The following is a 20,683-nucleotide window of genomic DNA, read 5'->3' as shown; positions in this document are numbered from 1 at the left end:
CTAATTAATTTTAACAGTCACATTTGCTTTTGAAACAATCTGATGACCGTGATAAATATCGTAGTCAATAATAGCTGATCGTCTAGTATGATGGATAATACGTGCCTGAATGCGCAGTATATCATCTATCTGAACAGCCTGCAAAAAGTAGATCAGCATTTGTTCGATGATGAGATTGCGACCACTATTCACAACTAAATCTTGGGTCATATGAGTCAGTATCTCTGCCAATACACCATTAGCCAAAACACCGTTCTTCTCTAGCATAAAGGGTTCCACTGTAATCACTACTTCATCATGGTGATAAGAAAGTTTTTGACCAATCTGCTCAGAAAAAGTAGGTAGAGCAGAAACTTGGGAACGACTCATCTTCTCCATGACATCTCGTCTGGTTACAACCCCAAGCAAGGTTTGATTATTTCGAACAACCGGTACCATTTCAAAGTCTTCAGCAATCATCCGTTGACTCACATTGGCAATATTTGTCGATAATCCAACCAAAAATAGACTACGAGACATGACTTTATCAATTGTGGTACTTGGTGACTTATCTCCCGCATCTCTCATAGTAACAACCCCAACAACAACCTGATGTTGATTGATAACAGGGAAACGGCTGCTACGATTCTTACGTACCAAATCCAAATAATCTTTAACAGTGTCTGTCTCTCTCAGAAAACCATATTCATGACTCGGACGGTAAAGTTTCTCAACTGTCAGAATATCAGTCTTGATTTGGACATTTGATAAGGCTTTATTGATCATGGTCGCGACAGTGAAAGTGTCATGTTTGCTTCTTAAAACAGGAATTCCTTTTTGATTGGCCAGTTTAAGCACGTCATCATGAACATGAAATCCTCCTGTCACAAGAACAGCATTTTCATTTTCAAGTGCTAACAGTTGGATACGAGTACGGTCTCCGACAATCAAGAGTCCCCCATCATGAAGGTAGGACAGGATATTTTGTTCAGTCATGGCACCGATAGAGAACTTACTAAATTCTCTATCTAAACCTTCTTGACCAGACAGAACCTCAGAAGAAGTCACTTCAGCAATTTCAGCAAAAGTTAATCTTTCGATAGCAACTTTCTGAGATTTGACACGGATAGTACCACTTCTTGGACGAGTCTCTACAATTCCACGATTTTCAGCTTCTTTAATAGCCCGATAAGCCGTTCCATCACTGACTCCTAGATGGTTGGAAATGCTTCGAACACTGACCCTCTTTCCGACAGGTAATTCTTCCAAATAGCTTAGAATTTCCTGATGTTTACTCATTGAATTCTCCTTTTACATACCGAAATTCAAGATAATCCCGCATTTTTCTTGTGTAGCGATCACTTCCTTTAAACTGACGAGTCAAACGGAATCCAGACTTTAGAGCAACCTTTTGGCTAGCTTCATTTTCAAGATGAGTAATGATGGCTAATTGTTTTAAACCAAATTCCTCAAAAGAAAGCTGACAAATTTTTCTAACAACCTCTGTCATAAATCCTTGCGACCAAGCATCTTTTCTCAAAAAATAGCCAAGCTCAGCTTCTTTTTTGATTTCATCTAACTTCTCAAATTTAATAGAACCAATCATTTGTTGATTTTTCTGGTCACAAATTGCCCACACTCCCAAAGGGGACTTCATAAAGTAATTCGCTAATGCATATTGACTTTCTTCCAAACTAGCTTGACTTGGAAAAATGAATTGTAAATTTTCTGGATTTGAAGCTATCTCATGGAAGTCTTGACTATCACTAAAAAAGAAAGGACGCAAATACAAGCGATCCGTTTCAAAAAAAGAAAACATTGCTAATTTGGTCCAAATATTCATAAACACCCCTACGGTTTATTCTTCAACAAGTGTAATATCTGCTCCTAGATTACGTAATTTTTCAATAATATCTGAATAACCACGTAAGATGAACTCAATATTTGTAATTTCAGTTTTGCCTTCAGCCATTAAACCAGCAATGACAAGTGCGGCCCCAGCTCTAAGGTCAGTAGCTTTTACATTTGCACCACGCAAACCACGTCCACCAGTATATAAAATATGGTCGTTTGTAGTCGTAATATCTGCGTCCATCTTTGCTAGTTCAAAAACATGGTTTACTCGTTTTTCATAAATGGTATCAATAATGGTACCACGCCCCTCTGCTGTTAACAAGAGTGGAGTAATTGGTTGTTGCAAGTCAGTAGCAAAACCAGGATAAGGTGCTGTCTTAATATTGATTGCTTTCAAATTAGACTGTTCTTCGACAAAAATACTGTCTTCAGATACAGTCATTCTCACACCCATCTCTTCCAACTTAGCGATGAATCCTTCTAAGTGTTCGTATAATACATTGTTGATACGAATTCCCTTACCGACTGCAGCAGCTAAGGAAATATATGTTCCTGCTTCAATACGGTCTGGAATCACCTGGTGGCGAGTTCCGTGTAATCTTTCAACACCATCAATAGTGATAATATTAGTTCCTGCCCCACGGATATGGGCACCCATATTATTCAAGAGAGTGGCAACATCAATAATCTCAGGCTCACGGGCTGCATTTTCAATAATAGTACGCCCATTTGCTTTAACCGCAGCAATCATCGTATTAATCGTCGCACCGACACTAACCGTATCCATGTAAATACTTGCACCATGAAGTCCCACATCTTTAGCAGATAACTTCATGTTATCTCCCTCGTAGCTAACAGTAGCTCCCATTGCTTCAAAAGCCTTTAGGTGTAAGTCAATAGGACGTGGTCCCAAATCACATCCACCAGGCAAACCAACTGTAGCTTCCCCAAAGCGACCTAAAAGACTTCCATAAAAATAATAAGATGCACGAAGACTGTTGATTTTCCCATAAGGCATTGGAATATTTTGAACACCTCGTGGATCAATCTCTAACACATCGTCATAACGCTTAACAGTAGCACCCATTAACTCCATGATTTCGACAAGACTAGCAACATCGGAAATATCTGGAACACAATCCAAAGTCACCACATCATCAGCCAAAATAATAGCTGGAATTAAGGCCACAACGCTATTTTTAGCACCGCTAATAGTGATTTCACCTTGCAAGGGTAATCCACCATTGATAACAATTTTTCTCATTCTAAATTTTTTATGCTCTTTCAAAATTTCTAAAAAGGTCCTACATTAAAGTATATCATAAATCCACCCTTTTTTCCATCATTTTCAATTATATTAGCAGAATCGTATTTATTGGTAAATGAGCTGTCTTGAAATGTTTTGCCCCTTTTTTGCCCCCTAAATACAAAAATAGCCCTTCGGATAAAATCCGAGGGGCTAGAAACGTTGTTAAATCAACGGCCGAACTTTTGAATTTCATGGTTCGGGATAAAATAGTTCACTGAACTATTTTATTTTTTAAGGTTATCTTCCTATTGTTAGATACTAAAAAACAGGCATAAGCCTGCTCTAAATCTAACTTGATTTTCTCAAAAACTATTAAATTCAAATAAGTTGAGAAAACATAAAGGGTAACAAAAAGGAACTTAAAACGATGAGTTCAGCAGGCAAGAAACTAGCACGGTCAAACGTGCTTTTTTTATTGCTAATAGGTTCATTATATCACGTAGAAAATAAATAATATCAAAAAGCACTTAGATTTCTCTAGGTGCTTTGGTATTTTATATTGCGTAGTCATATCCTAGATTTTCTTTTATTTGTTCGAACATTTCTAAAATATGACCAGGGGTGTTATCTTTGAATAAAAATCTAGGAGTTGTATCATCTGGAAAGCTAGTTTTTATCCACGGATATATTTCTGTATAGAACTGCATCATTTCTTTACTAGGCAACGCCATTACTTCCATGATAATACCTCCTTAACTTTAACCTCATTATAAACTTTCCTAGACTATTTTTCAACCACTAAAACACCGTCACGATAGCTTTTAGCAAAGTCTAGCAGTATCTCAGCTTTGAGACGTTCATACTCAGCCCTATCAATGTCTAGTGTCTCGTATAATTGCCATAGCTTTAATCTCTCTCCAGTTCGCCTTGTAAAGAGATTGGCGAATATCTCACGTCGTAAATCGTCCAGATTGTCCCTGTAAGCCTCAATCATGCTTACTATCTCCACCGCTTTGGCTTCAAACGCTCCATCTTGACCGTCTAGGCTCAATTTAACCAGTGAATGATAGCTTTTCAGAAATCTGTAGATCTGCTTTGTTGTCTCTTCTTTATCGATTTGCATTTTTCACCTTGGCCAAGTTCTCAATGGCTTTTTTCTTAATTCTGTAAATTTGAATCTTACTAAAATCTAACTCCTTACAAACCTTAGCCATAGGTAGGTTATTCAAATACAACATTGTCAAAATCAAATTTTCAACTACATCATCTAACTGATTAATCATGTTCAAAACTTCAAATCGTTCATCCATAATAGCTTGCATTTGCTCCACTATCTCATCTTTAAGTTCCAAGGCTTCCAGTATCTTCTCCTCGGTAGTATTGGTTTTGCTAGTTTTTACCCTTGTCGTGAATTGATTGGATCCAGATAATAGTCCATTGTCTAAACTCTGGTACTTTAGTTGCAATCTCTGGATAAGTTCGTTTCCTTTCTTTACTCTTTTTAGTTGTGCCTCTATTTCTTTAATGGTCAAGTTGATACTCCTTCATGGTATAATTAGTTTAAAGAGTAGTGAGGTAGAGATGATAGTGTCGCTACGCAACTTCATAGTATGAGATGACGGGACAGGCACACCGTCCACTACTCCTGAGCGCTTAGATTGTTCTAGGTGCTTTTTTCATTGTATCTGCGTTCGCTCTTGATTCAAGTCCATTCTACGTACCATTTGATAAGCGATTAAGAGACGTTTTTATCTCACTTATTTCCTTGTTATTCTGCAAGCAATTAAGGCAAGTTATTTCTTTGCTTATCTGCTTATCATTTGGTAAGCAACAAATCCAAAATAACAGACTTTTAAATTACTCTTATCTCCCTGTCATTTGTTAGGAAAATAAGGGGAGTTATTTTAGTTCTTATCTTCCTATCATTTTGTAAGGAGAAAATCCAAATTAACGAAGCTAATAAGTCTCCTTATCTCCTTACAGTTTTTCAGGGAGTAAAATCAAAATAAGTGATGTTATTTCCTGTCTTATTTCCTTATCGTTTGACAAGGAGAAAAACGAAAATAAGGAGCTTTTAAATTCGTCTTAACTCCCTATCGTTTTGTAAGCAATTTAGAAGGCTTATTGTCGTCCTTATCTGCTTGTCATTCTGCAAGGAGTAAATCCGAAATAAGAGGGGGAAAAACTCCGCTTACCTGCTTGTCATTTCTCAGGGAATTAAGGAGGGTTTTTATTGCTCTTATCTGCTTGATAAATGATAAGCTCTAATCATCACAAAAACCTATATTATCCCAGAATATCCGCAATCCTTTTGTATTTTTAATTCGTGAAATATCTTTTTCTGCTTCTTCTTTTGTCAGATAGACTTCTATAATATCTTTGGGATTTTTTCCACCTATCCTATATCTTACCTCAAAATGTCCAGTATCAATCTGCGTTAAAAACACGGTATCAACTTCATCAACCACCGCTAACTTATTCAACTTATTTAAACGGTTTTTAATCGCCTTCATCTAGTATCTTCGCCTCTAATATTTCTAATTGCTCCACTACCTCAACCATTTCTACTGCCTTATAAGCCATGTTTAGAATGCTCTGGGCGCTCTGTTGTCTCGCATATGGGCTTACTGTCTTATCAAGCATGATTTCCCTTAATACATCGACTGCCTCGACGCTTGCATTCTGTAACAGCGTAGTAGACTCCTTTAGTTGTTCGCTACGTCTTTCACGGTAAATTCTCTTAAAGGTTGCATCGTTCAAGTAATTGTAAGCCGTCTTTCTGGTGATCTCACTTAATTCACTAGCTTTTTTTACATTCCCAGTCATGAGATAATTGGCCATAAATATTTCTTTTTTTCTGCTTAATTCTGTCAAATACTATTCACCTCGCTTTCTTCTACCATTCTTTTTAGTTCTTCTATTTTTTCTTTTGCTTGTTTATAATCTGAAAATTTGACATCACTAAATTTACGGGGGATATAATCATCCATATTTATATCCAGCCCATTGTCTTGGAAAGTTAACCTTAAACAATCCACATATAAAGACATACATTCATCGGTTGTTGCATATTCCGTCTTTCCAGCATACTCTTCTAACTTCTCTAGTCTTGATTTTAAACTTCTAACCATTCCCCTACCTCGTGTGTAATTCTGTCTGATTTATGTAAAAAAAGGGGATTGCTCCCCTCCACATCACAAACCTAACAAACCGCGTTTTTCCTTGCCCAGCAGCTTATCATATAGGGCTTTATCTTTCTCAAATAGTTCATGTCTACGCTTGTAGCCCATAGCTTTAAACTCTTCAAGAGTTACAGCTTCCTCTTCGTAAGATTTTGAAATACTTTCTACGTTCTTGGCAAGCCCCTGCAGTAAGTCAGCTTGTCTCTTCTCTTCTTCGATTTCTTGAAATAGTTGTTTATATTCATCTTTCATTATTGTTCTCCTTCGAATAAATTGATGCGATTCACAAAATACGCTAAATCATCTTTTGGATCTAAATAGCGGTGTTGACTTCCCATGTAACCAGCTACGCCACTGTAAATATAAGGCTTACTTACTCCACTATATTCTGGAGATGTATTCAGGCGGTCAAATAACTCTTCGATACCTGTTTCTCTTACCTCATCCGCCAATCTTTTAGCGGTATTTTTGTAGTTTTCGTTATAATTTGCAATCAACTCCAGAAGCTCAATAGATTTCTGTTTGATTTCTTGACGTTGGCGTTTCACTGTTTCATCTTGCTCTAATGTTGTCTCTAAATAACCTTTTGCATTAATTTTTCTAGCGTCTGCCACGATTGAGTCAATTCGTTCTTTTTCGAGTTTTGTTCTTTGTGCTTTCATATCAGCAATATACTTTTCTTTTGCGTTGATAGCTTGAAAATCTTCAAAAGTTTGTAACTCAGCTTTCTTGGATTTGATATCCTTAACTTCTTTCTCTGCTTTCTTGATTTCCTCATCAAAGCGATCAAAAATCTCTAATTGAGTCCGTACTTTGTCCATCTGGTTTTTGACTTCTTGCAATGTTGACATTTCTTTTTCCTCCAATCTTTCCAAAAACAAAAGAGGCATAGCCAAAATAGATTACTCTACTTTATGCTATACCTCTGATTTTTTCAGCCAGTATTCTTTTTAAATATTGTTGTTTTAGATTCCACGCTGGAGACAATCTCGCCGTCTTGTATTTTAAGCGTTACGCTTCCAAACTTCGGGATCTCTAACAGTTTTATTATACCATAACTTTTGAAATAAATAAAGCCTTCTTGTATCTCCATGTTTACCTCTCATGCTATTTGTATAGAACCATCACACTGGTCAATGTCCCTATTCTCTCATAGTGTCCCTCTGTTGCTTCTGAATGCTTCACATCTACCACTTGGACAGTTGCCATAAAGTCATTGATTTCTTTTTCAAAATCTTCTTTGCTTTCCCAAAAATGATGATAAAAAAATTTAGTTTTCATTTTTCTTTTCCTCTTTCTGTTTTAAGGGTGTCACTAGTAGTTACACCATTGCAAGGGGGTCGGTACTATCTACCCCATTTTGTCTTCCTTTGATTGCTGATTTAAACTCCTTTCCTCAAATCTACATATTCAACCACAAGTGTGACCTCTTTTTCATTACACTTTCTCAAATTTAAGTGAATCAATTTTAGATCTGGATTGTCTTTCATCCATTCGTTTAAGCTATCTAAAGCTACTGTCAGTTCTTTTTCAGTTACAAAATTCATCTTTGTCCCTTTTTCCTTTATTATTTTAGTTATTCCAAAAGTGTAGCCATTTTTAAAATCTAGTGGCTACACCCTCCGCCTTACTCTCTCAAGGGTTTTCGCCTTATGTAGCCGTGTAGCCGTTTCATCTCAGAAAAAAATAATATATAACGCTATATCTATTTAATTATATATACTTTTATAAAATATATATTTTGGCTACATTTATATTATAAAGTCAGTAATATCAAGGGTTTAGGGGTGTAGCCGTTTTTTCGTCTTGTCTACACCTCTTTGAAACCCCTACAGTATCAAGGGTTTTCAGTGTAGCCGTTTTTTTATCTTTTGACTACACTGCCTACACTTTATTTTTTTATTTTAGCAAATCCGCGCTTGATACTTTTGCCAAATCTCAAGGATTCCCTTGCTTCCCAACCGTCTTTATTTTGCATGATCTTCTTAACCTTGTTTTTATCTTTTGGATTTGGCGAGTTGTTCAAATACACCTCTGTAAAGAATAAATTAACTGCCACTTTGTCCCTTTCCACCAACTCCCCATATTTATCCGTATCTAAAGAGATTTCTATACCATTACTTCCAACGTGATAGCCATTATTCATCATGTCATAGATATAGTAGTATCTTGTCCTATCAGTAATTGGGAATTGATACATATTTTTTGGGTACGGTGTATCTAGATAACGTTCAAAATCTTCAAGAATTTCATCAACAAACCTATATCGGCTTCTAACCTCGTTTACTAGCTTTTCTTGCTCGTCTGTCAGGGTCAAAGACTTATTAGCCTTCCAAGCTACCACCATAGCACCCCAAAAGGCTCTACGGTCTTTTTCCGTCCACTTTCTGCCCTTATAGGCGATGTCCTTGTGGACTTCCGCAACTAGAAAGCGCCTTTCCCCTGTCAGGTCGTTTAAATAATCATGGTCATTGGTTGCCCTCACAATAATAAAACTCTTAGGCAATCGCCTGTCGCTGGAGGCGTAAGGCGGTCTAAACTCCAGCTTGGTTTCTGTGATGAATTTCTTCAATTCTGAAAAACTAGCCTTTTTACTGGCCACCATCTCATCATCAAAGACACACCAGTTTCTCACCATTCTGGCCTTGTCGTCTTTGTCTGTGAAAGTCTCAACGGTTGTAAAATACTTGTGAGTGAATAGCCCCTCAAAAAATTGGGTCTTTCCTACTCCCTGCCTTCCAGTCAAGTCCAGCACAAAGTCAAACTTGATAGAGGGGTCAAATACCTTGGCAACTGCTCCACGGAAAAACAAGTCCACGATAATACGGTTATATTCATCATCCTTGATATTCAGATAATGCCTCAGAATATCAAAGGGATCACGCTGATTCACTAACACTTTATACTCGTTTTCGCATGATTCCAGATAGTCTTTTAAGGGGTTGTAGCTATGTTCTCCAGCCACCACTTCTAAGATATCCGCTATGTCCGACTTTTTATAGTCCAGCTTATACTTGGTAGCAATATAAACCCTAATTTCTCTGATAATCAAGTCATCAATTACGCCGTCTAAGATTCTACCATTGAGTTTTAGAGGCTTAGTTACGTCAATTTCATAAGTAAAGACGTTGTATTGTATAGCCCCTTTTAGTTTGCTATCTCCATTCAAAATCTTCTTGAGATTGTCCAAGTTGACTGCAAAGCCATCGCCTCTTGCTTTCTTTGCCAAGTTCAGGCTATTATGTTCCTCATCGGTCTCCCTTGCTTGGGTCAAGTCCACCACTTCAGGCGGTACTTTCTGCTTATCTTCTTCAATGATTTTATCTACAATGTCATTGCTATTCAAAAGCCACCTCCTTATAGAATTTTGTCGCTACTTCTAGAAAGTAGCTTGCTAAGTCTTTCCGTTTAACGATTGCTGAAAACAAGTCCACTAATTGGCCAAAACTGTACCCATTCACAAATAGCAGTCGGACAAAAAGTGAAGTCTCATACCTGGTATAAATGCCATTACAAATCAGGTCAAAAACCCAGCCTTTTAACTCCACTCCAAGCCCCTGCCGTTGCTCTGTCAATTTGTTTACCTCTAAATCTTTCAGGATCGTCAGCAAGTCAGGACTGGCCAAACCTATTTCTAAATCTCTGGTCAGTTCCCAACCCTCTACTTCCTCACTTTCGTCTTTAACTGCCACATACAAACCTTTGTAGTGAAAAGCCGTCAAGCCCTCGCCTATTGGCTCAAAGTAGATAAATTTGTAGTGATTGCCATTCTTCCATACTTGAGTAGGATTTGACTTGAGAAAGCCAAATAGGGGCATTTTCTCAACGGATATAGTCAACTCTATTATTCTCATTGCACCTCCTAATCTACTGCAAGAAAATTGTAAATATCACTCTTACGGTAATAGATTTTCTTACTGTTTTCAAAAGGCGACTGGAACGATTTTAGACCATGCTCCTGCCAATTATTTAACGTGGTTCCACTAATACCTAACTTCTCTAATACCTCAGGCCTAGAAATCAAGTCCCAGTTGTCATCACGTTGCTTTTCCAGTTCCATCCTTTTAGCTAAGTGATCTCCCACTTTCTCCAGTAATTCAAGTTCTGCTTCTCTTGATAATAGTTGCATATTACACTCCTTTCTAGTTATGAATCTTACCTGCAAGCTGGATATAACGGCCGTAGTAAGGGTTTAAATCCTCGCTAGGTGTTTCTATCGTCTGTTGGTTTTCTCGCTCAAATTGGGCGCTTTTTTTGCGGTCTAGGTGGTTTAGATAAAGCAGTAAGCCAATCAATACCATCATAAAGACAACCGCTTGTGTATTGGTCAAATCTAATTCATTCATCTTATGCCCTCGCTTTGTAATTCTTAATATATTCCACTTAATCAGTTCGCTCCATCTTCAGGAAGTCGTCCACCTCTTCGGCGCTTACTTATCGATCTACAAAATCAGCAATAAACTGGAAGAGGTTCGGATTTCTCTCCTTGATTTCAGCCATTTATTTATCAAATTCTGCTTGTGTCATGTTGTCTAGGTCTAGTGTCATTGCATTGCCTCCAGCTCTTTAGCGTCGTCATTGTTCAAAAGCAAAAAGGCTATTTCATTTAGACGATCGTATAGCTTTTCATTCTGGGCGTATGCTGTATCAGTGTATTTTTTAGCAAGCCATAAGAACGTGGTTGTATCATTCTGTAGTGCAAACTCAAGTCCTTCAAGAGCTAGGTTATTCATTTCTAAAACATTCATGATGTCGGTTAATTCGTTCCCTAATTCTGCTAGCTTCTTAGCCGATAATAGAACTTGTTGGCTTGATATTGCTTTTTTTGTTGTCATGTTTTTTACCTTTTTTCTATCTTTTTATACTTGCCACGATGGCTTTTTAATGCTTTTTACTATACTGGATATCCTCACACTCAAAGATGGGCGATGGCGAGTGTGGGGGTTTTGAATGGTTGTTTCTTATACAGTTTTTCTTGCAATGAAGTTCCTCACGCTCAGAAGTTTGCCGACCGAGAGCGTGGGGCTTTTTGAGTTGTTTCTTATACAGTTTTTCTTGTTCCTTTTCTGCCTTTTAATTGTTTTTTACTATACAGGATTGACACCACTCCAAACGCTGGGCTATTGCCTCAAGTTGGCGAACGTATGTAGTGATGACCAGTTTAAAGAGTTGGCGCTCTATACTTTTCAAAACCTTTTCTAATTGCTTGCCTGCCATTAGTTGTTATTGATTGAATAGTTGATTTTTGTTATAATTGAGATATAGAAAAAATATCTATATTCTTGATCCAGTCGCTTGCTCTCCTCGACCAAAATTTGAGCAAGTGACTTTTTTTGTTGTCGTTTTTAATCTTCATGTCTAGGTTTTTTATAAATCAGTTGACGGCTTTCCACTAACTCAGCGATAAAAGCTAGGTTATTGGCCGTATTCTCTATCAAGTCGTCAAGTACCCCTTTATTTTCAGGTAATGCCATAGCTTCAGCCACACTCACGGCATCATCTAGCCATGTTTTAAATTCTTTAAAGTTCATTTCTTTGCTCCTTTTTGTTGTCAATCCCCAGTGGTAAAGCACCACATGAGAAATCTGTAAATGTAAAATAGTATTGCGATTGGGTCGCTCCTTTCTAACTATAAAATAGTTCATCTATGGTTATATCTGGTTTGATTTCTGCAACCATTGACTTAATCACTAGACGTTCTTTGTCATTAAAAGCCGTCTTTTTTGTCTCTTTGTTATTATAAGATTGCAAAGAAATATCTAGCTTGTCCGCCATCTGTTGCTGAGTTAGTCCAAGCATAACTCGATAGCCTTTTAATTTGCTCATAGGTTTCCTCCTTTCTAAAAATGTCCCTCCATGAATAGATTGAAAGTGTGAAAGGTTGGAGGGTTTGTATCCGTTTTGGATAACTACGCGTTTATTATATATCCATTTTTGTTATTTGTCAACTCTTTTTTTGATTTTTTTGTAACATTTATTGATACTTTTCTAAAAATTAGATATAATCATCTATGAAAGGTGTGATAAACATGAATAGACTGAAAGAATTAAGAAAACAAAAAGGGCTAACACAACAGGAATTAGCTGATGAAATATCTGTATCAAAAATAACCATCTTAAGATGGGAGAATGAAGAACGTCAAATAAAAACAGAAAAAGCCCAGCAACTTGCTGACTACTTCGGGGTAAGCGTTGGGTATCTGTTGGGGTATGATGAAGTTCCAAAAGAATTAATAGATGAATTAGAGTTACAGCTAGATCATGTTTTAACTCCAACTGAAAAAGAAGATTTAGAAAATAATCCAGAATTAAAAAATCACTATTTATCTATTGTTAGGAACAGACTTCTACATAATCAAAGAAAGGAGGTTGAAAAAACTGCGCAAGCATTTGACAAAGATTTTATAAAATTTATAGAAAAATACTCTATTTATCTCTCTGATGATCAGATTGAGCAAATTAAAGATCTTATGAAAACAATGTCAAATATAAATAATAGATATTTGATGGTTGCAATGGGAGCAGGCTATCAAAGTGAAATGGAAATTGCTAAGACTTATGACTTCAAACAATTATTTGAATATAGCTCAACATGGAAAGACAATTATTCTTCAATTGAAAAAGAATCAGATGACTAATATCATTTGAGAACTAAAAAGGAAAATACCCATGAAAAAACTACTAAGCACATCAGCTATTTTACTCTCTGCTACCGTTCTAGTAGCTTGCTCTAACAATCAATCAACTACCAAAGATAGCTCGGAGCAACCAAAAACGGAGCAAACCAAAGCAATTGAAAAACCAGCTTCTAAAAAGGCTACTAGCTTGGACGATTTCAAAAAAGCGCTAGAAAGCAATGGATTCACAATCAAAGAAGAAATAAAAAAATCAGCTAGTCTTATTCAAGCCGAATCAGGGAAAGGGTTTATCTTAGATGATGATACTGCTGTAGAGGTTTATGAATATTACGATAAAAACCCGATGTTTGAAGAAGCTAAAAAAGAAAAAGAGTTAATCGGACACCCTGCTTATATCTACGGGAATTATGTTGTTTTAGTACTCAATGCTACAGACTCAAAAGATAAAATTTTAGAGAGTTTCAAAGGATTTGAATAAACAAAAAAATCCCCACGCTCTCAAAGTTTGTCCAGTCTGAGCGTGTATAGAGGGAAATAAAAAAGGAGTGAAATAATGGAGCATTATATTCATATACCTAGAAGTTTGAATTTTGAGTTTAGAAATATCTCTAAATTTTATAGTCAATACTCTGACATTAATGAAGTACTTGAAAAAAATGATGTTATACGTCTCAATTTTAGCAACACGAATTTCATTAGCGGAGAAATGACTGTGTTATTATCTATGGTAGTAGAAAGCTTACATAATAGAGATTATGATGTTCAAGCCAATTACAAATCGTTGCCTCAAAGTACACAGAATCTGTTATCGCGAAATGGCTTTTTTAAACGATATAAACTAGCTCCAGGATTATCAGATAATAAAAATACAGTAATCCAATTATCTAAGATTCCTTGTAAGGATGAAGATGCTGTCGATGAGTACATTGAAAATAAGTTTCTTGCAAAAATCGAGTCTGAAATCGAACCTATTTTTCGTAATGAAATCTCTATTTTCATTTTCGAGCTTGTACATAATATTTTAGAACATTCTGGTGCAGATAATGTTATAATGTGCGGGCAACACTACCCAAACATGAATAAAATACGTTTTGCTATTGCAGATACTGGAATCGGCTTACCAAATTATATTTTAAGTAAAAAAAGCTTATCTAGCGAAAAAGAAGCCATTAAATGGGCTTTTACAAAAGGAAACACAACAAAAGAATTAGAATCTGACACAGATAGTGGGGTCGGGTTAGCTTATATACAAGAAAAAATATCAAAAAAAGCATCTATGAAATTATTTTCTAATCATTCGTATTTTCATATCAAACAAGATGGGAGTTTATCTTATAGAAATTTAGAATACAGTGTACACGGAACACTGATTATCTTTGATTTTGATATCGAACAATGTAATAAAATGTTATAATGAAAGAAAGAAAATGGAGGAAAAAATATGGAAATAGTAAATGTAAAAGAGGTTATTGGAAGTAAGTTAGCAACTAGTAGTGATAAAGGTTTACTTCTCTATAAAATTTTGGTAGAAAAAGTATCCAATAAAGAACCGGTAACAGTTGATTTTTCTGATATAAAAACTGTTATCCCATCATTTACAAATAAAGCATTTGGAAAACTTTTTGATGTAATTAATTTAACAGAATACAAAGATTTAATACGATATAATGAGGATATAAATGAGCTTTTTATGGATTGTATCAATTACTCAATAGAAAATAGTACTACAAAAAGAGAACAGTACAAAGCAGAAATGAATAAAATGTATCAAGAAATAGAGGAACAAAATGCCTAATCTTAATTTTGTAAAAGCTACTATAAACAATCTTAATTCAAGACTTCCTCGTAGGGATATCCTAGTTGATACAAATGTCCTTTTGGATTTGTTTGGTGGCGAAAATAGATTTAGATATGATAAGCTTTGGGAATATTCGTTAGAAAATGACTTGACTTTATATGTCACAACATTAACTATTTCTGAATATATCAATCGAAAATGTCGTAATGCATTTGAAGTTTATCAGGAGAATTTGTCTATTCGTGAAGAAAATGGAGAAAGCATCGATGATGTAGAGTTTGAATACAAACGAGGATTTCAAAAGACATCTGAATATGAGAGTGTTTTTAATGAGAGTTTAAAACAAGTTGAGATTATATTGAACGATGCTAAATTGATAAACATAGATCATAATGAACTAAAAAATATAGAACCAAGTAAGTACAACCTCAAAGATTACAATGATGCAATTTTTTATTATTTGGCAACAAAAAATTCTTTTGGTATTGTAACTCATGACAGGGATTTTCTCGAATCTCGAGCGCCTTTAATCGTTTATACAAATTTAAACAATTAAAAATCCTCACGCTCTTCAAATATTACATATCGTTTATTTTTATTGACTTTTCTTAAAATTAGGGTTAGAATAAAATCATAAGGTCGCTTGACGACAAAATATATGATACTGTCCCAGGAGGACAATTCTAGCCCTGCTCTTATGAGTAGGGCTTTTAGTTTATTAAAAATCCCTGGAACCTCATCCCTAATATTTTTCTTTTAGGGTAGCCGAAAAGTCCGATTATACCAACAAAGGCGCGTGGATTCTCGAGCTTCGTTCGAGCTTCAAGCCTATATAAGCCCCATATCCGCCTTGTTTCCAACTCTGGTATTATTTACCGTCTGACTACTTAAAAACGAAAATAAGGGGGTTCTCGTAGCACCTCGCATGGTATAAACTCAAAATCTTTTCTAATTGCTTGCCTGCTGATGGAAAAGGAGTAAACCATGAAGATTACAGAATGCAAAAAGAAAAATGGAACTATCGTATATCGAGCAAGCGTGTATCTTGGAGTTGATAAACTTACAGGAAAGAAAGCTAGAACTACAGTTACGGCCAAAACAAAAACAGGCGTTAAAATCAAAGCTAGAGAGGCCATTAATGCTTTTGCTTCTAACGGGTATACAGTTAAAGATAAACCAACAATCACAACATACGAAGAATTGGTAAAAGTTTGGTGGGATAGTTACAAGAATACAGTTAAGCCCAATACTCGTCAATCTATGGATGGATTGGTTAGAGTTCATTTATTGCCTGTATTTGGCGATTACAAGCTAGATAAGCTGACCACGCCTATTCTTCAACAGCAAGTAAATAAATGGGCTGACAAGGCCAATAAAGGCGAAAAAGGGGCGTTTGCTAACTACTCCTTACTTCACAACATGAATAAGCGTATTTTGAAGTATGGCGTAGCTATTCAGGTAATACAATACAATCCAGCTAATGATGTCATCGTTCCACGCAAACAGCAAAAAGAAAAGTCTACTGTAAAATACTTAGACAACAAAGAATTAAAACAGTTTCTGAATTATTTAGATACTCTGGATCAATCAAATTATGAAAACCTATTTGATGTTGTCCTATACAAGACTTTATTGGCCACTGGTTGTCGTATCGGTGAAGCATTAGCCCTTGAGTGGTCTGATATTGACCTAGAAAACGGTGTTATCAGTATCAATAAGACACTAAACCGCTATCAAGAAATAAACTCACCTAAATCAAGCGCTGGTTATCGTGATATACCAATAGACAGAACAACCTTACTTTTACTTAAACAATACAAAAATCGTCAACAAATTCAGTCTTGGAAATTAGGTCGTACTGAAACGGTCGTATTCTCTGTATTTACAGAAAAATATGCTTATGCTTGCAACTTACGCAAACGCCTAAATAAGCATTTTGAGAATGCTGGTGTAACGAATGTATCATTTCACGGTTTCCGCCATACACACACCACTATGATGTTATACGCTCAGACTAGCCCTAAAGATGTCCAATACAGATTGGGACACTCTAACTTATTAGTGACTGAAAATGTTTACTGGCATACAAACCAAGAAAACGCAAAAAAAGCTGTCTCAAATTATGAAACAGCCATCAATAATTTATAAAGGGTGTCACGATCAGTGACTACCCTCTTACTATACCTAAAATCAGTTAAGGGTAACTAAAAGGGTAGTAAAATTAGAAAAAGCACTAAGGGAAAGCGCCCCAAAGTGCTTAGTTTAAAGGCTTGACGCCTTCTAATCTAGAAATTAGATTATTTTTTAAGGTTGTAGAATGATTTCAATCCACGATATTCTGCTACTTCACCAAGTTGGTCTTCGATGCGAAGCAATTGGTTGTATTTAGCGATACGGTCTGTACGTGAAAGTGAACCAGTCTTGATTTGTCCTGCGTTAGTTGCAACTGCGATGTCAGCGATTGTTGAATCTTCAGTTTCACCTGAACGGTGTGATACAACGGCAGTGTAACCAGCTTCTTTAGCCATTTCGATAGCTTCAAAAGTTTCAGTAAGAGTACCGATTTGGTTAACTTTGATAAGGATTGAGTTAGCAGCACCTTCTTGGATACCACGTGCAAGGTAGTCAGTGTTTGTTACGAAGAAGTCGTCACCAACAAGTTGTACTTTCTTACCAAGACGTTCAGTAAGAGCTTTCCAACCATCCCAGTCGTTTTCATCCATACCATCTTCGATAGTGATGATTGGGTATTTGTTAACCAATTCTTCAAGGTAATCGATTTGTTCTGCAGATGTACGAACAGCAGCGCCTTCACCTTCAAATTTAGTATAGTCGTAAACTTTACGTTCTTTATCGTAGAATTCTGATGAAGCACAGTCAAATCCGATAAATACGTCTTTACCTGGAACATATCCAGCAGCTTCGATCGCAGCAAGGATAGTTTCAACACCGTCTTCAGTTCCTTCGAAACGAGGAGCGAATCCACCTTCGTCACCTACGGCAGTTTCCAAACCACGTGATTTAAGGATTTTCTTAAGAGCGTGGAAGATTTCAGCACCGTAACGAAGAGCTTCTTTAAATGTTGGCGCACCAACTGGCAAGATCATGAATTCTTGGAAAGCGATTGGAGCGTCAGAGTGAGAACCACCGTTGATGATGTTCATCATTGGAGTTGGAAGAACTTTAGTATTGAATCCACCAAGGTAGCTGTAAAGTGGGATTTCAAGGTAGTCAGCAGCAGCACGAGCTACAGCAATAGACACACCAAGGATTGCGTTTGCACCCAATTTACCTTTGTTAGGAGTACCGTCAAGAGCGATCATAGCACGGTCGATAGCTTGTTGATCACGTACATCGTAGCCAATGATAGCTTCAGCAATGATGTTATTTACGTTGTCAACAGCTTTTTGTGTACCAAGACCACCGTAACGAGATTTGTCACCGTCGCGAAGTTCAACTGCTTCGTGTTCACCAGTAGAAGCTCCTGATGGAACCATACCACGTCCGAAAGCACCTGATTCAGTGTAAACTTCTACTTCAAGTGTTGGGTTACCGCGTGAGTCTAGGACTTCGCGAGCGTAAACATCAGTAATAATTGACATTTTTTACTCTCCTTATGAGTTAAATTTTTTACACCTCTATAATACCTTAAAACCCCTCCTTTTTCAAGAAAAAACGTTATCTTTGTGCAAATTTTCCTTAACTTTATGAAGTAATCGCTTTCTTTTGTCTGTTTTATTCTAACTTTTATGATATACTGTTTTCATGACAGATTTATCAAAACAATTACTTGAAAAAGCTCATGGTGGAGCAAAATTAAATCCGGATGAGCAAAGACGCTATCTTGGTACCTTTGAGGAAAGAGTTCTTGGATATGCAGATATTGACACAGCAAATAGCCCTCAGCTAGAAAAAGGCTTTTTATCTATTTTAGAAAACCTTCAGGAAAAAGCAGAGCCACTATTTGTAAAGATTTCTCCAAATATCGAATTTGACAAGCAAGTTTTCTACTTAAAAGAAGCTAAAGAAACTGATAGTCAAGCTACCATTGTATCTGAAGAGCATACTTCTTCTCCTTTTGGCCTGATTATCCATAGCAATGCACCAGTTCAAGTAGAAGAAAAGAATCTTCGACTTGCTTTTGCAAAACTTTGGGAAGTTAAAAAGGAAGAACCATCCAAAACATCCTTATGGAAGAAATGGTTTGGCTAAATCTTGCGCATATTTAATAAATGCCCTATATTGGCAGCCGTGTGCTCCAAATAGAAACTGGCATTTTTCAGACTATCTTCTAAAGGTTCACTTTTCTCCAAAATAGAAAAGGCAGCTTGGATATTTTCAAATGGTAAAGGAGGTAAATCCTCAGCAAGACTACCACAAATAGCAATGACAGGAACTCCGACAGGGGTTCTTTTTGCAACACCAATAGGCGCTTTACCTGATAAGCTTTGACTATCTAGCCTTCCTTCTCCTACAACAACCAAGTCAGCATGTGAAACTTTCTTATCAAAGTTAATTAAGTTCAAGCAGGTATCAATTCCCGACACGATATTTGCCTGAGCAAAGGCACACAAACCGCCAGCAATGCCTCCACCAGCTCCTGCTCCTTTAAGTTCCAATGTTGCAGGGGAGACTTTTTCATAAAAATCTTGGATCGCTTGATCTACGGCATCAAACATAGTAGGATCTAGACCTTTTTGCTTGCCAAACGTGTAGGTCGCACCTTGAGGACCACATAAGGGACTTACGACATCTGCTAAAATACGAATTTGAACATCTTCAGGAATTTCATAGCGATTTTCTTTTGAAACAGAAGCTAATTTCAATAAGGACTGACCCCAAGCGGGCAATACATTTCCATCCCTATCATAAAATCGATAACCTAAACCAGCAGCGATCCCAATTCCTCCGTCATTACTGGCCGTGCCACCAACACCGATATAGATTTCTCTAATCCCTTGAGCAATGAGATGACGAATCAACTCTCCAATACCACAAGTTTGGATTTGAAGTGGATTTCGTTTCTCTAGCGGAATTTTTCCAAGGCCAACCAAGTCGGCAACTTCAAATAGGGCTAGTGGTTCTTTTTGAAAATAGCGCATGGCTTCTTTTTGTCCAAAAGGTCCTGTAACTTTGATCCATTTTTCTTCAAGGTCAAGAGAATGTCGAATGGAATCTACTGTACCTTCTCCCCCATCACCAACAGGGCAGAGGAGACATTCTACATCTGCTATCGATTGTTGGAAGCCTCTTTTTATTGCTTCAGCTACCTGTTGAGCTGTCAAGCTTTCCTTAAATGAATCTGGTGCAATTACAATCTTCATATTTCACCTCATTCTAAACAGTCAATCAAGGGAAGAACTTCTAAAAAATCCCTCTTGTCAACATGGTTTGGTATTTCTTGTTTCAGTACTTCTTTGGCACAAAAAGCAATTCCCAGTCCTGCTGACTTCAACATTAATAAGTCATTAGCCCCGTCACCGATTGCAACAGTTCTTTCTTGAGGAAGTTTTAGTTCCTCTCTCCATTTTTCCAGAGTCTCTTTTTTGATCTCGGGATTGATAATTTGTCCAACTAATTTTCCTGCTAAAAGACCATCTTTGACTTCAAGTTGGTTGGCAGAGAAATAGGCAACTCCAAGAGATTTTGCTAATCTCTCAACTATTGGAGTAAAACCACCGGACACCAGACCTACTAGGATTCCATTCTTTTGGAGAATGGAAATAAATTTCTGTGCATTTGGCGATAGATGAATAGACTTGAAGACTTTATCAAAGACCGAAATAGGAAGGCCTTCCAAGAAGGACACTCTGTCTCGTAAACTGCTTTCAAAGTTCAACTCTCCTCGCATTGCCCGACTTGTAATCTGCGAAATTTCCTCCTCACGACCTGCCTCTCTACCCAAAAGATCAATCATTTCTTCTAGGATTAAGGTTCCATCAACATCCATAACACACAAACCTTTTACTTGAGACATCAGTTC

The 20,683-nt window shown here is 36.8% G+C and carries 31 protein-coding genes; 7 read left to right on the top strand and 24 right to left on the bottom strand.

Annotation, left to right across the window (positions count from 1 at the left end):
• The 21 genes from spxR to N8O43_RS04965 form a co-directional block, all read right to left on the bottom strand.
• On the bottom strand, positions 1-1,278 hold the full coding sequence (spxR, locus tag N8O43_RS05065; protein ID WP_004254268.1) for a CBS-HotDog domain-containing transcription factor SpxR: 1,278 nt from the start codon (positions 1,276-1,278) through the stop codon (positions 1-3).
• On the bottom strand, positions 1,271-1,822 hold the full coding sequence (locus tag N8O43_RS05060; protein WP_045611734.1) for a GNAT family N-acetyltransferase: 552 nt from the start codon (positions 1,820-1,822) through the stop codon (positions 1,271-1,273). Before N8O43_RS05060 ends, spxR begins: the two co-directional genes overlap by 8 nt.
• A gap of 15 nt (positions 1,823-1,837) precedes the next feature.
• Entirely contained in the window at positions 1,838-3,097 is a 1,260-nt protein-coding gene (locus N8O43_RS05055; RefSeq protein ID WP_045611736.1) for a UDP-N-acetylglucosamine 1-carboxyvinyltransferase, read from the bottom strand.
• A gap of 539 nt (positions 3,098-3,636) precedes the next feature.
• Complete coding sequence (locus tag N8O43_RS05050) at positions 3,637-3,822, bottom strand: hypothetical protein (RefSeq protein ID WP_070527642.1); 186 nt, start codon at positions 3,820-3,822, stop codon at positions 3,637-3,639.
• 44 nt (positions 3,823-3,866) lie between these two features.
• Positions 3,867-4,205, bottom strand: a complete 339-nt coding sequence (locus N8O43_RS05045) for a hypothetical protein (RefSeq protein ID WP_070527643.1) — start codon at positions 4,203-4,205, stop codon at positions 3,867-3,869.
• Positions 4,192-4,614, bottom strand: coding sequence for a DUF1492 domain-containing protein (locus N8O43_RS05040; protein WP_070527647.1), 423 nt, complete (start codon positions 4,612-4,614; stop codon positions 4,192-4,194). The genes N8O43_RS05045 and N8O43_RS05040 overlap by 14 nt, the downstream gene beginning before the upstream one ends.
• A 732-nt stretch (positions 4,615-5,346) precedes the next feature.
• Positions 5,347-5,595 carry a hypothetical protein gene (locus tag N8O43_RS05035; protein WP_070527652.1) on the bottom strand — a complete coding sequence of 83 codons (249 nt, stop codon included), beginning with the start codon at positions 5,593-5,595 and terminating at the stop codon, positions 5,347-5,349.
• A complete protein-coding gene (locus N8O43_RS05030; RefSeq protein WP_084953907.1) occupies positions 5,582-5,923 on the bottom strand; it encodes a replication protein in 342 nt (113 codons plus the stop codon). The genes N8O43_RS05035 and N8O43_RS05030 overlap by 14 nt, the downstream gene beginning before the upstream one ends.
• Positions 5,924-5,952: 29 nt before the next feature.
• On the bottom strand, positions 5,953-6,213 hold the full coding sequence (locus N8O43_RS05025; protein ID WP_084953905.1) for a hypothetical protein: 261 nt from the start codon (positions 6,211-6,213) through the stop codon (positions 5,953-5,955).
• 63 nt (positions 6,214-6,276) lie between these two features.
• Positions 6,277-6,516: a hypothetical protein gene (locus N8O43_RS05020; RefSeq protein WP_084953903.1), complete on the bottom strand. Its 240-nt coding sequence runs from the start codon at positions 6,514-6,516 to the stop codon at positions 6,277-6,279.
• Positions 6,516-7,115, bottom strand: a complete 600-nt coding sequence (locus N8O43_RS05015) for a hypothetical protein (protein ID WP_239822414.1) — start codon at positions 7,113-7,115, stop codon at positions 6,516-6,518. Before N8O43_RS05015 ends, N8O43_RS05020 begins: the two co-directional genes overlap by 1 nt.
• An 83-nt stretch (positions 7,116-7,198) precedes the next feature.
• Entirely contained in the window at positions 7,199-7,357 is a 159-nt protein-coding gene (locus N8O43_RS05010; protein ID WP_261089641.1) for a YezD family protein, read from the bottom strand.
• A gap of 14 nt (positions 7,358-7,371) precedes the next feature.
• Positions 7,372-7,545: a hypothetical protein gene (locus N8O43_RS05005; RefSeq protein WP_084953898.1), complete on the bottom strand. Its 174-nt coding sequence runs from the start codon at positions 7,543-7,545 to the stop codon at positions 7,372-7,374.
• A gap of 101 nt (positions 7,546-7,646) precedes the next feature.
• Positions 7,647-7,811, bottom strand: a complete 165-nt coding sequence (locus N8O43_RS05000) for a hypothetical protein (RefSeq protein WP_158086469.1) — start codon at positions 7,809-7,811, stop codon at positions 7,647-7,649.
• A gap of 344 nt (positions 7,812-8,155) precedes the next feature.
• Positions 8,156-9,610 (bottom strand): virulence-associated E family protein, encoded by a 1,455-nt coding sequence (locus tag N8O43_RS04995; protein ID WP_084953896.1) that lies wholly within the window; start codon positions 9,608-9,610, stop codon positions 8,156-8,158.
• Positions 9,603-10,118, bottom strand: a complete 516-nt coding sequence (locus N8O43_RS04990; RefSeq protein WP_084953895.1) for a hypothetical protein — start codon at positions 10,116-10,118, stop codon at positions 9,603-9,605. The genes N8O43_RS04995 and N8O43_RS04990 overlap by 8 nt, the downstream gene beginning before the upstream one ends.
• 8 nt (positions 10,119-10,126) lie before the next feature.
• On the bottom strand, positions 10,127-10,393 hold the full coding sequence (locus N8O43_RS04985; protein ID WP_084953893.1) for a hypothetical protein: 267 nt from the start codon (positions 10,391-10,393) through the stop codon (positions 10,127-10,129).
• Positions 10,394-10,406: 13 nt separating this feature from the next.
• A complete protein-coding gene (locus tag N8O43_RS04980; protein ID WP_084953892.1) occupies positions 10,407-10,610 on the bottom strand; it encodes a hypothetical protein in 204 nt (67 codons plus the stop codon).
• Positions 10,611-10,808: 198 nt separating this feature from the next.
• Positions 10,809-11,099, bottom strand: a complete 291-nt coding sequence (locus tag N8O43_RS04975) for a hypothetical protein (protein ID WP_000208536.1) — start codon at positions 11,097-11,099, stop codon at positions 10,809-10,811.
• 510 nt (positions 11,100-11,609) lie between these two features.
• A complete protein-coding gene (locus N8O43_RS04970; RefSeq protein ID WP_261222930.1) occupies positions 11,610-11,909 on the bottom strand; it encodes a hypothetical protein in 300 nt (99 codons plus the stop codon).
• Positions 11,890-12,090, bottom strand: coding sequence for a helix-turn-helix transcriptional regulator (locus N8O43_RS04965; RefSeq protein WP_023947491.1), 201 nt, complete (start codon positions 12,088-12,090; stop codon positions 11,890-11,892). Before N8O43_RS04965 ends, N8O43_RS04970 begins: the two co-directional genes overlap by 20 nt.
• Positions 12,091-12,293: 203 nt before the next feature.
• On the opposite strand from N8O43_RS04965, the gene N8O43_RS04960 reads away from it, so the two are divergent.
• The 6 genes from N8O43_RS04960 (at position 12,294) to N8O43_RS04935 (ending at position 16,848) form a co-directional block, all read left to right on the top strand.
• On the top strand, positions 12,294-12,902 hold the full coding sequence (locus tag N8O43_RS04960) for a helix-turn-helix transcriptional regulator (protein WP_239822413.1): 609 nt from the start codon (positions 12,294-12,296) through the stop codon (positions 12,900-12,902).
• A 31-nt stretch (positions 12,903-12,933) separates the two neighbouring features.
• A complete protein-coding gene (locus tag N8O43_RS04955; protein WP_084953885.1) occupies positions 12,934-13,380 on the top strand; it encodes a hypothetical protein in 447 nt (148 codons plus the stop codon).
• 75 nt (positions 13,381-13,455) lie between these two features.
• Entirely contained in the window at positions 13,456-14,316 is an 861-nt protein-coding gene (locus tag N8O43_RS04950; RefSeq protein ID WP_084953883.1) for an ATP-binding protein, read from the top strand.
• 27 nt (positions 14,317-14,343) lie between these two features.
• Positions 14,344-14,697, top strand: a complete 354-nt coding sequence (locus N8O43_RS04945) for an STAS-like domain-containing protein (RefSeq protein WP_084953882.1) — start codon at positions 14,344-14,346, stop codon at positions 14,695-14,697.
• Positions 14,690-15,256 (top strand): type II toxin-antitoxin system VapC family toxin, encoded by a 567-nt coding sequence (locus N8O43_RS04940; RefSeq protein ID WP_050253743.1) that lies wholly within the window; start codon positions 14,690-14,692, stop codon positions 15,254-15,256. Before N8O43_RS04945 ends, N8O43_RS04940 begins: the two co-directional genes overlap by 8 nt.
• Positions 15,257-15,684: 428 nt before the next feature.
• Entirely contained in the window at positions 15,685-16,848 is a 1,164-nt protein-coding gene (locus N8O43_RS04935) for a tyrosine-type recombinase/integrase (RefSeq protein ID WP_084953880.1), read from the top strand.
• Positions 16,849-16,997: 149 nt separating this feature from the next.
• Here N8O43_RS04935 and eno read toward each other — a convergent pair whose 3' ends face one another.
• The gene (gene eno / locus N8O43_RS04930; protein ID WP_000022813.1) at positions 16,998-18,302 is read right to left on the bottom strand and encodes a surface-displayed alpha-enolase; all 1,305 of its coding nucleotides are present in this window, start codon (positions 18,300-18,302) and stop codon (positions 16,998-17,000) included.
• A 163-nt stretch (positions 18,303-18,465) separates the two neighbouring features.
• Here eno and N8O43_RS04925 point away from each other — a divergent pair, with 163 nt between their 5' ends.
• Complete coding sequence (locus tag N8O43_RS04925) at positions 18,466-18,912, top strand: DUF1694 domain-containing protein (RefSeq protein WP_153209603.1); 447 nt, start codon at positions 18,466-18,468, stop codon at positions 18,910-18,912.
• Here N8O43_RS04925 and N8O43_RS04920 read toward each other — a convergent pair.
• Together N8O43_RS04920 and serB are read right to left on the bottom strand one after the other, a co-directional pair.
• The gene (locus N8O43_RS04920) at positions 18,909-20,024 is read right to left on the bottom strand and encodes a glycerate kinase (RefSeq protein ID WP_261008979.1); all 1,116 of its coding nucleotides are present in this window, start codon (positions 20,022-20,024) and stop codon (positions 18,909-18,911) included. The genes N8O43_RS04925 and N8O43_RS04920 overlap by 4 nt on opposite strands.
• An 8-nt stretch (positions 20,025-20,032) precedes the next feature.
• The gene (gene serB / locus N8O43_RS04915) at positions 20,033-20,677 is read right to left on the bottom strand and encodes a phosphoserine phosphatase SerB (RefSeq protein WP_153209605.1); all 645 of its coding nucleotides are present in this window, start codon (positions 20,675-20,677) and stop codon (positions 20,033-20,035) included.
• Positions 20,678-20,683 lie beyond the last annotated feature (6 nt).

The organism is Streptococcus mitis, from assembly GCF_946190335.1.
Taxonomy (GTDB): domain Bacteria; phylum Bacillota; class Bacilli; order Lactobacillales; family Streptococcaceae; genus Streptococcus; species Streptococcus mitis_CH.
The sequence above is the reverse complement of the archived record's forward strand: the minus strand, read 5'-3'. Positions and strand labels throughout refer to the sequence as shown.

Coding starts and splice junctions, on each gene's coding strand:
- serB (WP_153209605.1), bottom strand. CDS start 20,677: ATGTCTCAAGTAAAAGGTTTGTGTGTTATGGATGTTGATGGAACCTTA.
- N8O43_RS05050 (WP_070527642.1), bottom strand. CDS start 3,822: ATGGAAGTAATGGCGTTGCCTAGTAAAGAAATGATGCAGTTCTATACA.
- N8O43_RS04960 (WP_239822413.1), top strand. CDS start 12,294: ATGAATAGACTGAAAGAATTAAGAAAACAAAAAGGGCTAACACAACAG.
- N8O43_RS04935 (WP_084953880.1), top strand. CDS start 15,685: ATGAAGATTACAGAATGCAAAAAGAAAAATGGAACTATCGTATATCGA.
- N8O43_RS04970 (WP_261222930.1), bottom strand. CDS start 11,909: ATGAACTATTTTATAGTTAGAAAGGAGCGACCCAATCGCAATACTATT.
- eno (WP_000022813.1), bottom strand. CDS start 18,302: ATGTCAATTATTACTGATGTTTACGCTCGCGAAGTCCTAGACTCACGC.
- N8O43_RS04945 (WP_084953882.1), top strand. CDS start 14,344: ATGGAAATAGTAAATGTAAAAGAGGTTATTGGAAGTAAGTTAGCAACT.
- N8O43_RS04985 (WP_084953893.1), bottom strand. CDS start 10,393: ATGCAACTATTATCAAGAGAAGCAGAACTTGAATTACTGGAGAAAGTG.
- N8O43_RS04940 (WP_050253743.1), top strand. CDS start 14,690: ATGCCTAATCTTAATTTTGTAAAAGCTACTATAAACAATCTTAATTCA.
- N8O43_RS05060 (WP_045611734.1), bottom strand. CDS start 1,822: ATGAATATTTGGACCAAATTAGCAATGTTTTCTTTTTTTGAAACGGAT.
- N8O43_RS04955 (WP_084953885.1), top strand. CDS start 12,934: ATGAAAAAACTACTAAGCACATCAGCTATTTTACTCTCTGCTACCGTT.
- N8O43_RS04980 (WP_084953892.1), bottom strand. CDS start 10,610: ATGAATGAATTAGATTTGACCAATACACAAGCGGTTGTCTTTATGATG.
- N8O43_RS04925 (WP_153209603.1), top strand. CDS start 18,466: ATGACAGATTTATCAAAACAATTACTTGAAAAAGCTCATGGTGGAGCA.
- N8O43_RS05035 (WP_070527652.1), bottom strand. CDS start 5,595: ATGAAGGCGATTAAAAACCGTTTAAATAAGTTGAATAAGTTAGCGGTG.
- N8O43_RS05020 (WP_084953903.1), bottom strand. CDS start 6,516: ATGAAAGATGAATATAAACAACTATTTCAAGAAATCGAAGAAGAGAAG.
- N8O43_RS04990 (WP_084953895.1), bottom strand. CDS start 10,118: ATGAGAATAATAGAGTTGACTATATCCGTTGAGAAAATGCCCCTATTT.
- N8O43_RS05030 (WP_084953907.1), bottom strand. CDS start 5,923: ATGGCCAATTATCTCATGACTGGGAATGTAAAAAAAGCTAGTGAATTA.
- N8O43_RS05010 (WP_261089641.1), bottom strand. CDS start 7,357: ATGGAGATACAAGAAGGCTTTATTTATTTCAAAAGTTATGGTATAATA.
- N8O43_RS05025 (WP_084953905.1), bottom strand. CDS start 6,213: ATGGTTAGAAGTTTAAAATCAAGACTAGAGAAGTTAGAAGAGTATGCT.
- N8O43_RS04965 (WP_023947491.1), bottom strand. CDS start 12,090: ATGAGCAAATTAAAAGGCTATCGAGTTATGCTTGGACTAACTCAGCAA.
- N8O43_RS05005 (WP_084953898.1), bottom strand. CDS start 7,545: ATGAAAACTAAATTTTTTTATCATCATTTTTGGGAAAGCAAAGAAGAT.
- N8O43_RS04950 (WP_084953883.1), top strand. CDS start 13,456: ATGGAGCATTATATTCATATACCTAGAAGTTTGAATTTTGAGTTTAGA.
- N8O43_RS05000 (WP_158086469.1), bottom strand. CDS start 7,811: ATGAATTTTGTAACTGAAAAAGAACTGACAGTAGCTTTAGATAGCTTA.
- N8O43_RS04975 (WP_000208536.1), bottom strand. CDS start 11,099: ATGACAACAAAAAAAGCAATATCAAGCCAACAAGTTCTATTATCGGCT.
- N8O43_RS04920 (WP_261008979.1), bottom strand. CDS start 20,024: ATGAAGATTGTAATTGCACCAGATTCATTTAAGGAAAGCTTGACAGCT.
- N8O43_RS05055 (WP_045611736.1), bottom strand. CDS start 3,097: ATGAGAAAAATTGTTATCAATGGTGGATTACCCTTGCAAGGTGAAATC.
- N8O43_RS05015 (WP_239822414.1), bottom strand. CDS start 7,115: ATGTCAACATTGCAAGAAGTCAAAAACCAGATGGACAAAGTACGGACT.
- spxR (WP_004254268.1), bottom strand. CDS start 1,278: ATGAGTAAACATCAGGAAATTCTAAGCTATTTGGAAGAATTACCTGTC.
- N8O43_RS05045 (WP_070527643.1), bottom strand. CDS start 4,205: ATGCAAATCGATAAAGAAGAGACAACAAAGCAGATCTACAGATTTCTG.